The sequence below is a fragment of the Nonomuraea cavernae genome (assembly GCF_014646355.1).
Classification (GTDB): Bacteria; Actinomycetota; Actinomycetes; order Streptosporangiales; family Streptosporangiaceae; genus Nonomuraea; species Nonomuraea cavernae.
Window position 1 is genome coordinate 97,215 of the sequence record NZ_BMNH01000021.1, and the last position, 14,254, is coordinate 111,468.

14 protein-coding genes are annotated in these 14,254 nt (G+C 70.7%); 11 read left to right on the forward strand and 3 right to left on the reverse strand.

The window, feature by feature from the left end:
* Positions 1 to 100: 100 nt before the first annotated feature.
* Positions 101 to 550: a ferritin-like domain-containing protein gene (locus IEY82_RS39440; RefSeq protein ID WP_225263841.1), complete on the reverse strand. Its 450-nt coding sequence runs from the start codon at positions 548 to 550 to the stop codon at positions 101 to 103.
* Complete coding sequence (locus tag IEY82_RS39445; protein ID WP_225263838.1) at positions 547 to 1,035, reverse strand: twin-arginine translocation signal domain-containing protein; 489 nt, start codon at positions 1,033 to 1,035, stop codon at positions 547 to 549. The genes IEY82_RS39440 and IEY82_RS39445 overlap by 4 nt, the downstream gene beginning before the upstream one ends.
* Positions 1,036 to 1,257: 222 nt before the next feature.
* On the opposite strand from IEY82_RS39445, the gene rimP reads away from it, so the two are divergent.
* From rimP to truB, 8 genes are all read left to right on the forward strand, one after another.
* Positions 1,258 to 1,752 (forward strand): ribosome maturation factor RimP, encoded by a 495-nt coding sequence (gene rimP / locus IEY82_RS27660; RefSeq protein ID WP_189127161.1) that lies wholly within the window; start codon positions 1,258 to 1,260, stop codon positions 1,750 to 1,752.
* A gap of 12 nt (positions 1,753 to 1,764) precedes the next feature.
* On the forward strand, positions 1,765 to 2,769 hold the full coding sequence (gene nusA, locus IEY82_RS27665; RefSeq protein WP_189127162.1) for a transcription termination factor NusA: 1,005 nt from the start codon (positions 1,765 to 1,767) through the stop codon (positions 2,767 to 2,769).
* Positions 2,753 to 3,067, forward strand: coding sequence for a YlxR family protein (locus IEY82_RS27670; RefSeq protein ID WP_189127163.1), 315 nt, complete (start codon positions 2,753 to 2,755; stop codon positions 3,065 to 3,067). Before nusA ends, IEY82_RS27670 begins: the two co-directional genes overlap by 17 nt.
* Positions 3,068 to 3,178: 111 nt before the next feature.
* Entirely contained in the window at positions 3,179 to 6,298 is a 3,120-nt protein-coding gene (infB, locus tag IEY82_RS27675) for a translation initiation factor IF-2 (protein WP_189127164.1), read from the forward strand.
* 121 nt (positions 6,299 to 6,419) lie between these two features.
* A complete protein-coding gene (locus tag IEY82_RS27680) occupies positions 6,420 to 6,716 on the forward strand; it encodes a DUF503 domain-containing protein (RefSeq protein ID WP_189127202.1) in 297 nt (98 codons plus the stop codon).
* A gap of 40 nt (positions 6,717 to 6,756) precedes the next feature.
* On the forward strand, positions 6,757 to 7,278 hold the full coding sequence (gene rbfA / locus IEY82_RS27685; RefSeq protein WP_189127165.1) for a 30S ribosome-binding factor RbfA: 522 nt from the start codon (positions 6,757 to 6,759) through the stop codon (positions 7,276 to 7,278).
* An 8-nt stretch (positions 7,279 to 7,286) separates the two neighbouring features.
* On the forward strand, positions 7,287 to 8,303 hold the full coding sequence (locus IEY82_RS27690; RefSeq protein WP_225263836.1) for a DHH family phosphoesterase: 1,017 nt from the start codon (positions 7,287 to 7,289) through the stop codon (positions 8,301 to 8,303).
* The gene (gene truB, locus IEY82_RS27695) at positions 8,303 to 9,175 is read left to right on the forward strand and encodes a tRNA pseudouridine(55) synthase TruB (RefSeq protein ID WP_189127167.1); all 873 of its coding nucleotides are present in this window, start codon (positions 8,303 to 8,305) and stop codon (positions 9,173 to 9,175) included. Before IEY82_RS27690 ends, truB begins: the two co-directional genes overlap by 1 nt.
* A gap of 4 nt (positions 9,176 to 9,179) precedes the next feature.
* Here the strand turns inward: truB and IEY82_RS27700 are convergent, their stop codons facing one another.
* On the reverse strand, positions 9,180 to 10,190 hold the full coding sequence (locus tag IEY82_RS27700) for a TRM11 family SAM-dependent methyltransferase (RefSeq protein WP_189127168.1): 1,011 nt from the start codon (positions 10,188 to 10,190) through the stop codon (positions 9,180 to 9,182).
* Positions 10,191 to 10,273: 83 nt separating this feature from the next.
* On the opposite strand from IEY82_RS27700, the gene IEY82_RS27705 reads away from it, so the two are divergent.
* The 3 genes from IEY82_RS27705 (at position 10,274) to IEY82_RS27715 (ending at position 14,243) form a co-directional block, all read left to right on the forward strand.
* A complete protein-coding gene (locus IEY82_RS27705; RefSeq protein ID WP_189127203.1) occupies positions 10,274 to 11,245 on the forward strand; it encodes a bifunctional riboflavin kinase/FAD synthetase in 972 nt (323 codons plus the stop codon).
* Between the two features lie 130 nt (positions 11,246 to 11,375).
* A complete protein-coding gene (gene rpsO, locus IEY82_RS27710) occupies positions 11,376 to 11,645 on the forward strand; it encodes a 30S ribosomal protein S15 (RefSeq protein WP_189127169.1) in 270 nt (89 codons plus the stop codon).
* Between the two features lie 279 nt (positions 11,646 to 11,924).
* Positions 11,925 to 14,243 (forward strand): polyribonucleotide nucleotidyltransferase, encoded by a 2,319-nt coding sequence (locus IEY82_RS27715; RefSeq protein ID WP_189127170.1) that lies wholly within the window; start codon positions 11,925 to 11,927, stop codon positions 14,241 to 14,243.
* Positions 14,244 to 14,254 lie beyond the last annotated feature (11 nt).

The following is a 14,254-nucleotide window of genomic DNA, read 5'->3' on the forward strand; positions in this document are numbered from 1 at the left end:
CGGCCCCGGCCGGGTGGGTCCACTGTCGGCGGGCCCCGGCCTGGTCGTCCGATGCCCGGCCCCCGATGCCTGACCCCGCCCTCGCGGGCCGCAGCCCGGGTCAGCCGCCCGGCGTCGTGCCGGACGGCTGCGGGGTCGCCTCGGGCAGACCGGGAAAGGCGGCGATCGTGGGCCGGAACGAGTAGGACCGGGTGACCGACTCCTGCATGGCCAGCGCCGCGTACTTCCGCAAAGCGGCGTCCTCACCGGCCGCCAGCTCCAGGTAGGCGGCCGTCATGCCCGCCTCCACGTGCGCCGCGAGCCGTACGGCGGCCGCCGCTCCCGTGGGCACCGCGGGCAGGGCGTAGGACGCCTCCGGCTCCACCGGCTGCCCGCCCCGGCCCGTGATGAGCGCGCGGAGCTGGTCGCGGCGGGCCCGGTGGGCGTCGAACGCCTGGGTGGCCAGCGCCCGCAGCGACCCCGACGTGCGGGCACCGATCAGACCGTAGGCGAAGACGGCCGCGTGCTCGGCCGCCAGCGCCTTGCGCAGCTTGTCGAGATCGTCGCTCACAGCGACCTCGGCAGGGCGACGGCGTGGGCCGCCTCGCAGGCGCCGATGCTGGCCACCAGCTGGGCCATGGCCGGCGGCACCCCGGTCAGCTGTCGGGTGCGCAGGGCGGCCGCCCTGCGTTCGAGGGTCCGCAGCCGCGACAGCGTCACCTTGGGAGCGGCCGTGGCCGAAGGGGCGGCGGAGGGAGTGGCCGAGGGAGTGGCCGAGGCGGCGGGGACACCGGGGAAGCGCCTGCGCAGCTCGGACAGATGGGCCTGGTGACGATCTCTGAACGGGGTCAGCCTGGCGCCGCCGTCCGCGATCAGCGTGGAGTAGAGGGCGATGGTCGCCTCCTTCTCGGCGATCAACTGCCGGGCCAGCACCCGCTCCGGCGGCTCCGGCGGCGGTGAGGTGGGCGGGGCGCCGGTCGTGGTGCTGCATCCGGCCAGCGCCGCCGCGGCCGCTGCGCCCGCCAGCACGGCTCGCCGGGAGAGAGAAGGGCGCACGGGCAGGGACCTCCAGGACTACGGACCGCAGCTAGCATCGTAAGGGCTCGTGCCCCCGCTCGCTGTCAGGCCGGGCTTGCCGTTCCCCGCGCGTCGAGTGGCGCTCTATCCGTGCCCTCGTACAGATAGGGTGTCAACTGTCGTCGCTGGCTGAGCGCCCGCACGGCGGAGAGCCAGTGGCGAGGTCCGCCCGGCTGAGACTTGACAATAGGGGAGGTCGATATGGGCAGCGCATCACCCCGCGACCACCTGATGAAGCTCCTCGAGCCCGTCGTCAGCGCGGAGGGCCTCGACTTGGAGGACGTCACGGTCACCCAGGCCGGCAAGCGCCGGCTGCTGCGCGTGATCGTCGATCGCGACGGAGGGGTGAGCCTCGACGACGTCGCCGACGTGAGCCAGGCCGTCTCCACCGCCCTCGACGAGGACGACGCGATGGGCGACGCGGCCTACACGCTCGAGGTCTCCTCGCCGGGCGTCGACCGCCCGCTGACCGAGCCGCGCCACTGGCGGCGCGCGGCCAAGCGGCTGGTGAAGGCCGAGCTGAGAGACGGCACCGTGCTGGAGGGCCGGGTGCGCTCGGCCGACGAGAGCGGCGTAGACCTCGAGATCGGCGGCGCCGATCGCCGGCTCGACTATCAGGACCTGACCCGCGGACGGGTGCAGGTGGAGTTCCGCCGGATCGACGACGACACCGACGTCGACGGCGACGAAGGCTAAGGGGGAAGCCTCGTGGACATCGACATGAGCGTCCTGCGCAGCCTGGAGCGGGAGAAGGACATCTCCTTCGACCTGGTCGTCAAGGCGATCGAGGACGCGTTGCTGATCGCCTACTTCCGCACCGACGGCGCCGCGCCCAAGGCGCGGGCCGAGCTCGACAGGGGCAGCGGGCACGTGACGATCTGGGCGGCCGAGCTCGACGACGACGGCGAGATCGTCCGGGAGTACGACGACACACCCAGCAATTTCAGCCGGATCGCGGCGACCACCGCCAAGCAGGTGATCCTGCAGCAGCTGCGCGACGCCGAAGACGAGATCAACTTCGGTGAGTTCGCCAGCCGCGAGGGCGAGCTGGTCTCCGGCGTGATCCAGCAGGGCAAGGACCCGCGCGTGGTGCTGGTCGACCTCGGCAAGATCGAGGCCGTGCTGCCGCACAACGAGCAGGTGCCCGGCGAGGACTACGTGCACGGCGAGCGCATCCGCGTCTACGTGGTGCAGGTCAAGAAGGGCCACAAGGGTCCCTCGGTCACGCTGTCGCGCACCCACCCCGGCCTGGTGAAGAAGCTGTTCGCCCTTGAGGTGCCCGAGATCGCCGACGGCACCGTGGAGATCGCCGCGGTGGCCCGCGAGGCCGGTCACCGTACCAAGATCGCGGTGAGGTCTCGCAAGCAGGGCGTCAACGCCAAGGGCGCCTGCATCGGCCCGATGGGCTCCCGGGTGCGCAACGTGATGACCGAGTTGCACGGCGAGAAGATCGACATCATCGACTGGTCCGAGGATCCGGGCGAGTTCGTCGGGAATGCCCTGTCTCCCGCGCGTGTTTCCCACGTTGAGGTCCTCGACCTCGACGGACGGGTGGCGAGGGTGACCGTGCCCGACTACCAGCTTTCGCTGGCCATCGGCAAGGAAGGGCAGAATGCCCGGCTCGCGGCCAGGCTCACCGGATGGCGGATTGACATCCGCCCTGACACCCAGGCCGAGGATGCCGCCGGTTCCGTAGATGCGTCAACACGGTAAGCTGGAATATGGTGGCCACGCGGCTCCACAGCGCACCTGTGTGGGCTGCAGGGGCCGCACGGCAAAGTCCGAGCTGCTCCGCCTGGTGCTGGTCGAGGATCATCTGGTCCCTGACCTGCGAGGACGGCTTCCTGGCCGGGGTGCATCGCTGCATCCGACCATGAGTTGTCTGGAGCTTGCCGAGCGTCGCCGGGCGTTTCCGCGCGCATTCCGCGTGCCGGGGCCGCTTGACGTCTCGCGCGTGCGGGCGCACCTGGAAGAGGAGAAATACGAAATGTCATGTAGGACGCCGAGTTGATGGGCGGAGTCAGATTGCTATGAGCGCCTGATGAGCACGCGGCGATGAAGACGTCAAGGTAGCGACGGTCCGGACGGCACAGCCAGCCTCCCGGGCCAGTAAGGGAGTGCAGTGGCGAAGGTCCGGGTATACGAGCTCGCTAAGGAGTTCGGCGTAGAGAGCAAGGTCGTCATGGCCAAGCTCCAGGAGATGGGAGAGTTCGTCCGTTCGGCGTCCTCCACCATCGAGGCGCCGGTGGTCCGCAGGCTCACCGAAGCACTGGGCGCATCCAAGGGTGGGCCCTCAAGGGGCGGCGGTTCGCCGTCCAGACCGCAGCCGCCGAAGGCTGCACCACGGCCGGCGAGCAGCCAGGCCGCCAACGGCGCCGCCGAGGCGCCGACCCCCACGGTTCCGCGTCCGGGTCCCAAGCCCGGTCCGCGTCCCGGCCCGGCGACGAGCGGCACGCCTCGCCCGCCGGTCCCCATGCCCCAGCAGCAGCCCCCGGCGCAGCAGCCCGAGGCCGCTCGTGGCGACACGTCCGGGGCTCCGCAGGCCCGTTTCGACAGCGGCGCGCGTCCCGAGAGCGCTCCGCGTTCCGACGGCGGCGCGCGTCCCGCGCCCGGCCCGCGTCCGGGTCCCGCGGCTCGTCCGGGTCCCAAGCCCGGCCCCGCGGCCCGTCCCGGGGCGTCCGGTGGCGGTGCCTCCGGCGGCGCGCGTCCGGGTGCGTCCACCGGTGGTGGCCCCCGTCCGGGTCCCGGTCCCAAGCCGGGTCCCCGTGGCCCGCGTCCGGGCAACAACCCCTTCTCGTCCAACGCCAGCGGCATGGGCCAGTCCCGTCCGCCGCGTCCCGGCGCCGGTCGCGATGGCGGCGGCCCCGGCCAGCGCGAGCGTCGTGACGGCCCGCCGCGTGACGGCGCCATCCCGCGCCCGCCGCAGGGTCGTGGCGGCGGCGAGGGCAGGCCGGGCACGGCCGGTCCGCGTCCGGGTCCGCCCGGCGCCGCCGGACCGCGTCCCGGTCCCGGCGCGGGTGGTCCCCGTCCCGGTGGTCCGCGTCCCAACCCGATGATGATGCCGCAGGGCCGGCCTTCCGGTCCCGGCGGTGGCGGCGGTGGCCGTCCTGGCGGCGGTGGCGGCGGTGGCCGTCCCGGTGGTGGTGGCGGCGGTGGCCGTCCGGGTGGCGGCGGCGGTCGTCCCGGTGGCGGCGGCGGTTTCGCCGGTCGTCCCGGTGGCGGTGCGGGTCGTCCCGGCACGAGCACCGGTGGTCCCGGTGGCGGCGGCGGTTTCGCCGGTCGTCCGGGTGGCGGTGGCCGTGGTCGTGGCGGCGGCACCGCGGGTGCCTTCGGGCGTCCCGGCGGTCGTCCCGCGCGTGGCCGCAAGTCCAAGCGTCAGAGGCGCCAGGAATTCGACAACATGTCGGCTCCGGCGATCGGCGGTGTGCAGGTCGCCCGTGGCAACGGCGCGACCATCCGTCTTCCGCGCGGTGCGTCGCTGGCCGACTTCGCCGACCGGATCGGCGCCAACCCCGCCGCGCTGGTGCAGATCATGCTGCACCTCGGCGAGATGGTGACCGCCACGCAGTCGGTCAACGAGGAGACGCTGCAGCTGCTCGGCGCCGAGCTCGACTACAACATCCAGGTGGTCAGCCCGGAGGAGGAGGACCGCGAGCTTCTCGAGGCCTTCGACATCGAGTTCGGCGAGGACGAGGGCGACGAGGCCGACCTGGCCGCGAGGCCGCCGGTCGTGACCGTCATGGGTCACGTCGACCACGGTAAGACCAAGCTGCTCGACGCCATCCGCAAGACCAACGTGGCGGCGCGCGAGGCGGGTGGCATCACCCAGCACATCGGCGCCTACCAGGTCGCCACCGAGCACGAGGGCGAAGAGCGCAAGGTCACCTTCATCGACACCCCGGGTCACGAGGCGTTCACCGCCATGCGTGCCCGTGGTGCCAAGGCGACCGACATCGCCGTGCTGGTGGTCGCGGCCGACGACGGCGTGAAGCCTCAGACGATCGAGGCCCTCAACCACGCCCAGGCGGCCGACGTGCCGATCGTGGTCGCGGTCAACAAGGTCGACAAGGAGGGCGCCGACCCCAACAAGGTCAGGGCCCAGCTCACCGAGTACGGCCTGGTGGCCGAGGAGTACGGCGGCTCGACGCTGTTCGTCGACATCTCGGCCAAGAACGGCACCGGCATCGAGAACCTCCTCGAGGCCATCGTGCTGACCGCCGACGCCGAGCTCGACCTGCGGGCCAACCCGACGATGGACGCCCAGGGCATCGCGATCGAGGCCCACCTCGACAAGGGCCGCGGCCCCGTCGCGACCGTCCTGGTCCAGCGCGGCACGCTCCGCGTCGGCGACTCCATCGTCTGTGGCGAGGCCTTCGGCCGCGTCCGGGCGATGCTCGACGACAACGGCGAGCCGGTCGACGAGGCCACGCCGTCCCGTCCCGTTCAGGTGATGGGTCTGACGGCCGTGCCCGGCGCCGGTGACAACTTCATCGTCGTCACCGACGACCGGATGGCCCGGCAGATCGCCCAGCAGCGCGCGGCGCGCAAGCGCAGCGCCGACATGGCGAAGTCGAGCCGTCGCCGCACCCTCGAGGAGCTGTTCAGCGACCTCGAGAAGGGTCGCGTCGACGAGCTCAAGCTCATCATCAAGGGTGACGTGTCCGGTTCGGTGGAAGCCCTGGAAGACGCCCTGCTCAAGATCGACGTGGGCGACGAGGTCAACCTTCGGGTGCTGCACCGCGCCGTCGGCGCCATCACCGAGTACGACGTCAACCTGGCGGTCGCCGACGACAACGCGGTCATCATCGGCTTCAACGTCCGCCCCGAGCCTCGGGCGCGCGACCTGGCCGAGCGCGAGGGCGTCGACATCCGCTACTACTCGGTCATCTACCAGGCGATCGAGGAGATCGAGGCGGCGCTCAAGGGCATGCTCAAGCCCGAGTTCGAAGAGGTCCAGATGGGCACGGCGGAGGTCCGCGAGGTCTTCAAGGTGCCGAAGATCGGCAACGTCGCCGGTTCGCTGGTCCGCTCCGGTGTGATCGTCCGCAACAGCAAGGCCAGGGTGATCCGCGACGGCGTCGTCGTCGCCGACAACCTGACGGTCTCCTCGCTGCGGCGCTTCAAGGATGACGCGACCGAGGTCCGTGAGGGCTTCGAGTGCGGCATCGGGCTCGGTTACAACGATCTCCGGATCGACGACGTGATCGAGACGTTCGAGATGCGGGAGAAGCCGCGCGCATAACCGCGCGGCCGGGCGCCCGGCGGACCATCCGCCGGGCGCCTCTCGTACGTCAGAGTCTGGTCACCACCGCAGCAGGCTCGGCGTGCGCTTCACACACCAGGACAAGCGGTGGTTGCCAACGATGTATGTGGGTGCGCTAACCCTGGACATCCTGCTCGGCGACGTGCATTCGCTGAAGCAGAAGCGCTCGGTCGTGCGGCCTCTGGTCGCCGAATTGCACCGGCGCTTTCCCGCCGTCGCCGTAGCCGAAACCGGCCACCTCGACCTGCATCGCAGAGCGGAGGTCGGCATCGCGGTGGTCTCCGCCTCAGCGGGTAACTGCAAGGAGGTGCTGGACGCCTGCGAGCGGGTGGTGGCGTTCCATCCTGAGATCGAGCTGCTGTCCGCCAGGCAGCGGCTCTACAACGACGATGACTGAACGACGGCACGACCACGGTCGTGCGTGAGGGGGAGCGAACATGGTGGATGCAGCACGAGCGCGTAAGCTTGCCGATCGCATCCAGCAGATCGTGGCCGAGATGCTGGAGCGCCGGATCAAGGACCCTCGCCTGGGGTTCGTGACCGTCACCGACACCCGCATCACCGCAGACCTGCGTGAGGCCACGGTGTTTTACACGGTGTTCGGCTCCGATGCCGAGCGCGCCGACAGCGCCGCCGCTCTGGAAAGCGCCAAGGGCATCATCCGATCTGAGGTGGGCAGGCAGACCGGCGTGCGTTTCACTCCGACACTGACGTTCACTCACGACCCGCTGCCCGACAGCGCCCGCCAGCTCCACGATCTGATCAGCGTGGCCAGGGCGCGGGACGCGGAGGTGGCCCGCAAGGCGGAGGGCGCCGCCTACGCCGGCGAGGCCGACCCCTACAAGAAGCCCGACGAGGACGAGGCCGACTTCGACCGGAAGCCCGACGAGGACGAGGCCGACTTCGACCGGAAGCCCGACGAGGACGAGGCCGACCAGGCGGGACATGCGGCACCGTGACGCCGGACGTGCGCGACCGCGTTGAGCGCCCGCCCCGCCTGGGGGCCGCGGTGTCACCGATCTCCGAGGCCACCTGGGAGCGGGCGCTCGACCTGATCGCGGGAGCCGACGAGATCGCGCTGGCCTGTCACGTGTCACCTGACGGTGACGCGCTCGGCTCGATGCTGGCCACCGGCTTCGCGTTGAGGTCGATGGGCAAGCGGGTGGTCGGGTCCTTCGGCGACCGGCACTTCGCGGTGCCGCGCCTGCTGCGGTTCCTCCCGGGCCAGGACATGCTGGTCCCGCCGGAGGACTATCCGGCCGCGCCCGAGCTGATGATGACGTTCGATTCCCCATCGGCCGAGCGGCTGGGCCTGATCGGGCCGAGCGTCGCCGCCGCCCGCGAGGTCATCGTGGTCGACCATCATCGGTCCAACACCGGTTTCGGCACGGTCGGCCTCGTCGATCCCGGCGCCGCGGCGACGGCCATGCTCGCCGAGCAGCTCATCCACCGGCTCGGGGGCACGCTTGACCGCGACATCGCCACCTGCCTGTACGCCGGGCTGGTGACCGACACCGGATCGTTCAGGCACTCCTCGACCACGCCCGCGGCCCACGAGATGGCCGCCCGGCTGGTCGCCACCGGTCTGCGCACCGACGAGATCGCCCGCGAGCTGTGGGACCGCTCGCCGTTCGGCTATCTCAAGGTGCTCGCCGCCGCGCTCGACCGGGTGGAGCTCTGTGACGAGCTGGTCTGGACCTACGTCACCCGGGTCGACCGAGCGGCCTACGGCCTGCCCTATTCCGAGGTCGAAGGCATCATCGACATCGTACGGCGCACCGACGAGGCCGAGGTGGCCGTGGTGCTGAAAGAGGACGACGAGGGCGCCTGGCAGGTCTCGACCCGGTCCAAGGGCACGGCCGATGTGGGCGCGCTCTGCGCGGCGATGGGTGGCGGCGGTCACCGCAACGCGGCCGGGTTCACCTCGCACGAGAGCGTTGACGACACCATCGGCGCATTCCGCCGTCTGCTGGGGAAGGTCTGATGGCCGAGAGCGGTCTGATCATCGTTGACAAGCCGGCCGGCTGGACCTCCCACGATGTGGTGGCCCGCATCCGGCGTCTCGCGGGCACCCGGCGGGTGGGCCACGCGGGCACGCTCGACCCGATGGCCACAGGTGTGCTGGTGATCGGCGTGGAGAAGGCGACCCGCCTGCTCGGTCACCTGGCGCTGACGGAGAAGGTCTACTCCGCCACGATGCGGCTGGGCGTGACCACCAACACCGACGACGCCGAGGGTGAGGTCACCGTGACGGCATCGGCGGCGCGCGTGACGCCGGCCGAGATCCACAAGGGCGTCGCCGCGCTCACCGGCGAGATCATGCAGATCCCCCCGCAGGTCAGCGCGATCAAGGTCAACGGCGAGCGGGCCTACAAGCGGGCCCGCGCGGGTGAGGACGTCGAGCTGGCCGCCCGTCCGGTCACCGTGCGCGGCTTCGAGGTGCTCGACATCCGGACGGACGGCGACGTCGTCGACGTCGACGCGGTCGTCACCTGCTCCAGCGGCACCTACATCCGGTCGCTGGCCCGCGATCTGGGCGCCGGGCTGGGCGTCGGCGGTCACCTGACGGCGCTGCGCCGCACCCGGGTCGGCCCCTACGACCTGTCCCTGGCGCGCACCCTCGACGAGTTGGCCGCCGAGTGCGCGATCCTGCCCATCGGCGAGGCCGTCGCGGCGGCGTTCACACGGCGCGACGTGACGGTCGAGGAGGCCGTGATCGTCCGGCATGGGGGCCGGCTGCCGGCCGCGGGGCTCGGCAAGGAGCCGATCGGCGTGTTCGGCCCGGACGGGGAGCTGCTCGCGCTGGTCGAGGAGCAGGGCCGGCTGGCCAAGCCGCTGGCGGTCTTCGTGACCTGACGGGTCACCGCTTGCGGGCCACCAGGATGTCACGGACGATCGCCTGGTCCACCCAGTGCTCGAAGTCGGGATGCCCGGCCACGTCGAGCCCGGCCGACGTGAGGATCTCGGCGAGGTCGTCGCGGCTGCCGCCGTAGGTGTTCCACGAGATGCCGAGCGCGCCGCCGGGCCGCAACAGCTCGGCCCAGACCGGCACGGCCTGCCTGATCAGCTCGAGCGGGCTGCGCGAGAGCCCGCCGCCGCCGCTCTTGCTGCCATGCTGTACGCCATAGGGCGCGTCGGTGACGATCACGTCGAACGAACGTGGCTTGAAGAACTCCCGCCCGCGCAGGGTGTCGGCGTTGACCACCGAGACGCGCTGCACGTCGCCCGCCTTGAACGCCTCCTTCGTCAACCCGAAGGAGATGTTGAGCCGCCGCCCGGCCAGTGCCCGCTCACGGCGTACGGGCACGGTCTCGGCGGTGTGCTTGAGCCGTTTGTTCTTCAGCCAGGTCTTGAGGAAGCCGGAGTAGGCCTCGAAGTCCTTGCCGTCGACGTCGACACCGTAGGCGTCGTATCCGTACATGAGGGCCTGGTTGAGCGTGGTGCCGCGGCCGCACATCGGGTCGAGGACCGACAGCTTGCCGTCGAGGGGGAAGCCGGAGGCCAGCACGGTGACGTTGAGCAGGAGCTTGGTGAAGTGCTCGTTGGTCTTGCCGGCGTATTTCTGGATGGTGATCAGGTCGCTGCTCAGCCGGTCGAGCGGCCGCATCGTGAGCGGCCGCAGCAGGTCGCCCTCCATGCCGAAGATCGCGTAGACCGACGACAGGTTGGCCAGCAGGTCGAGGTCGTGCGAGGTCAAGGACCCCTCGAAGGTGACATAAGGTACGCCACCGAGGGTGGTCTCCTCGATCCCCGACAGCTCGCCTTCCAGCGCGCCGCCGAAGACGGTCAGCTCGGCGCGGGTCAGCCGGACGGCGCTGGCGCCGTAGACCCGGTTGAAGGCAGGCAGGATCAGAAGGGCGTATCGAGGCATGGTGCGACCGATCGTACCGCCCTCGATTGGAACGAAGACCGACCAGCATGGCAGGCTGGTGGGGATTGATCTGCCACGAGCGAATGGGGCCGGGAGTGCTGGATTCGGAGAGGGCCGTCGTCGCGATCGGCATGTTCGACGGGGTCCACCGGGGGCACCGGCGGGTGGTCGAGCGGGCCGTGGGCATCGCCCGTGAGAAGGGGCTGCGCGGCGTGGCCGTCACGTTCGAGCCGCATCCCGACGAGGTGGTGCGGCCCGGCATGCAGCCGCCCCGGCTCAGCACGCCCGGCCGCCGCACCGAGCTGCTGGCCGAGCTGGGGGTGGACGACATCTGCGTGCTGGAGTTCACGCTGGAGCTGTCGAGGATGAGCCCCGGTGAGTTCGTGCGGACCGTGCTGGCCGACCGCCTGCGCGCGGCCGTCGTCGTGGTGGGGGAGGGCTTCACGTTCGGCCACCGGGCGGCCGGCGACGTCGAGACCCTGCGCGCGCTGGGCGACAAGTACGACTTCACCGTCGAGGCCGTCCCGTTGCTCGACGCGATCTCCAGCAGCCGGATCCGCGAGCGGCTCGCGGCGGGCGACGTCGAGGGCGCCGCCGCCGGCCTGGGCCGTCCGCATCGGGTGGAGGGCGTGGTGGTGCGCGGCTACCAGCGTGGCCGCCAGCTCGGCTTCCCCACCGCCAACGTCGAGACCCCGCCGCACAGCGCCATCCCCGCCGACGGGGTCTACGCGGGGTGGCTCGAATGCGTGCCGGTCGCCAACCTGCCCACCCTCTACGAGGGAGAGCGCTGGCCCGCGGCCATCTCGGTCGGCACCAACCCGACGTTCGAGGGCGTGCCACGCACCGTCGAGGCGTACGCGCTCGACCGCGACGACCTGGAGCTGTACGGCGTGCACGTGGCGGTCGACTTCGCCGCGAGGCTGCGCGGCAACACCAGGTTCGACTCCATCGAGGCGCTCGTCACCCAGATCCACGCCGACGTCGCCGAGACCCGCCGCCTGACCGCCGAGTCCGTGGCGCGTGACGATACGCGAGCACCCGACTCGGAGTGGTAACCTTGCATGTCGGCTCTGTGACGGCGGCGGAGAGCGCTGCCCGAACGGCTTCGCTGCGGCGACTGTAGGCACGCACGGTCGTTCGCAATTCTTGTTCATCCGCGCGTGTCCATGTATTTGAAGGAGAGCCGTGTCCCTCGACACCGCTGCCAAGAAGTCCATCATCGCCGAGTATGCGACGGCCGACGGCGACACCGGTTCGCCCGAGGTGCAGATCGCGCTCCTCAGCAAGCGCATCAGCGAGCTCACCGAGCACCTGAAGACGCACAAGCACGACCACCACAGCCGTCGTGGTCTGCTCCTGCTCGTCGGGCGCCGGCGCCGCCTGCTGAAGTACCTGCAGAAGGTCGACATCGCGCGCTACCGTTCGCTCATCGAGCGGCTCGGCCTGCGCCGATAGCATGAGGAGGGAGCGGCGTCCGCGTCGCTCCCTTCGGCTATCAGCCCGGCGCGTCGGGAGGCATGCCACCGCGCGCCTGGCGTACAACTGAAGATCCGAGACACTTACAGCCCCGCGTCCGCACAAGCACCATGCGACCCGCGACGCATGCGGGCCGGTCCTCGGTAGTGGCTTCCGGTCATCAGGACCGGGCGCTTCGATCGAAGACCGGCGCTGCACCTAACGAGGGTGCCGGTGAGAAGAAGGGCGCGGGAGACCGACCGACCAAGGAGGTCCCCCGTGGAGGGTGTCCACATCGCCGAAGCCGTCATAGACAACGGCACGTTCGGCACACGAACGATCCGATTCGAGACCGGTCGTCTGGCCCGTCAGGCGGCGGGTTCCGCCGTCGCCTACCTCGACGGCGACACGATGGTGCTGTCCGCGACGACCGCGTCCAAGTCGCCCAAGGAAAACCTCGACTTCTTCCCGCTGACGGTCGACGTCGAGGAGCGCATGTACGCCGCGGGCCGCATCCCCGGCTCGTTCTTCCGGCGTGAGGGCCGTCCGTCCGAGGACGCCATCCTCACCTGCCGGCTGATCGACCGGCCGCTGCGCCCGTCGTTCGTCAAGGGCCTGCGCAACGAGGTGCAGGTCGTCGCCACCGTGATGGCGCTCAACCCCGACCACCTCTACGACGTGGTCGCGATCAACGCCGCCTCGCTGTCGACCCAGCTGGCCGGGCTGCCGTTCTCAGGTCCGATCGGCGCCGTACGCGTCGCGCTGATCGACGGGCAGTGGGTGGCCTTCCCGACCCACACCGAGCTGGCCCGCGCCACGTTCGACATGGTCGTGGCCGGGCGGGTGCTAGGTGACGGCGACGTCGCGATCATGATGGTCGAGGCCGAGTCCACCAAGGACACGCTCAAGCTGGTCGCCGACGGCGCCGTCGCGCCCACCGAGGAGACCGTCGCGCAGGGGCTTGAGGCCGCCAAGCCGTTCATCAAGGTGCTGTGCGAGGCGCAGGCCCGCATCGCGCAGGTGGCGGCCAAGGAGACGGCCGAGTACCCCGTGTTCCTCGACTACCAGGACGACGTCTACAACGCGGTCGAGGCCGCGGTGAAGACCGAGCTGGCCGCCGCGCTGACCATCGGCGCCAAGCAGGAGCGCGAGGCCGAGCTCGACAAGGTCAAGGCGCTGGCCGCGGAGAAGCTGCTGCCCGAGTTCGAGGGGCGCGAGAAGGAGATCTCCGCCGCGTTCCGCTCGGTGATGAAGAACCTCATGCGCGAGCGGGTCATCAAGGAGGGCCTGCGCATCGACGGCCGTGGCACCAAGGACATCCGCGCGCTGTCCGCCGAGGTCCAGGTGGTCCCGCGGGTGCACGGCTCGGCCCTGTTCGAGCGCGGCGAGACCCAGATCATGGGCATCACGACGCTCAACATGCTGCGCATGGAGCAGAACGTCGACACGCTCAACCCCGAGCGCACCAAGCGCTACATGCACAACTACAACTTCCCGCCCTACTCCACCGGTGAGACCGGCCGGGTGGGCTCGCCCAAGCGCCGCGAGATCGGCCACGGCGCGCTCGCCGAGCGGGCGCTGATCCCGGTCCTGCCCGCGCGTGAGGAGTTCCCCTACGCGATCCGGCAGGTCTCCGAGGCCCTCGGTTCCAACGGCTCGACCTCGATGGGCTCGGTCTGCGCCTCCACGATGGCGCTGCTCGACGCGGGTGTGCCGCTGCGGGCGATGGTCGCGGGCATCGCGATGGGCCTGATCGGTGACGGCGACAACTACGTCACGCTGACTGACATCCTCGGCGCCGAGGATGCCATGGGCGACATGGACTTCAAGGTCGCCGGCACCAAGGATGTCATCACCGCGCTCCAGCTCGACACCAAGCTCGACGGCATTCCCGCCTCGGTGCTGGCGAGCGCGCTGAAGCAGGCCAAGGGCGCCCGCCTGGCGATCCTCGACGTGATGCAGGAGGCGATCGACTCTCCGGCGGAGATGAACCCGACCGCGCCGCGGATCATCACGATCAAGGTCCCGGTCGACAAGATCGGCGAAGTCATCGGCCCGAAGGGCAAGATGATCAACCAGATCCAGGACGACACGGGCGCCGAGATCACCATCGAGGACGACGGCACGATCTACATCGGCGCCACCGACGGCCCGTCGGCCGAGGCCGCGCGGTCCGCGATCAACGGCATCGCCAACCCGCACATGCCGGAGGTCGGCGAGCGCTACCTGGGCACGGTCGTCAAGATCGCGGCGTTCGGCGCGTTCGTCTCGCTGATGCCCGGCAAGGACGGTCTGCTGCACGTCTCCCAGATCCGCAAGCTGCACGGCGGCAAGCGCATCGAGAACGTCGAGGACGTGATGAGCGTCGGCGAGAAGATCCAGGTCGAGATCGCCGAGATCGACCAGCGGGGCAAGCTCTCGCTGGTGCCGGTCGAGGTCATCGAGAAGGAGGCCGCCGAGAAGGAGGCCAAGGGCGAGTCCGGCGCCGACGAGGGCGAGGCCGCGCAGGCCGACGACAAGCCTCGTGAGGAGCGGCCCCGCCGCACCCGCACCCGCGTTCGCGCTCCCCGTAACGACGGCGACGACCGCAACTCGTGATCGAGCTCACC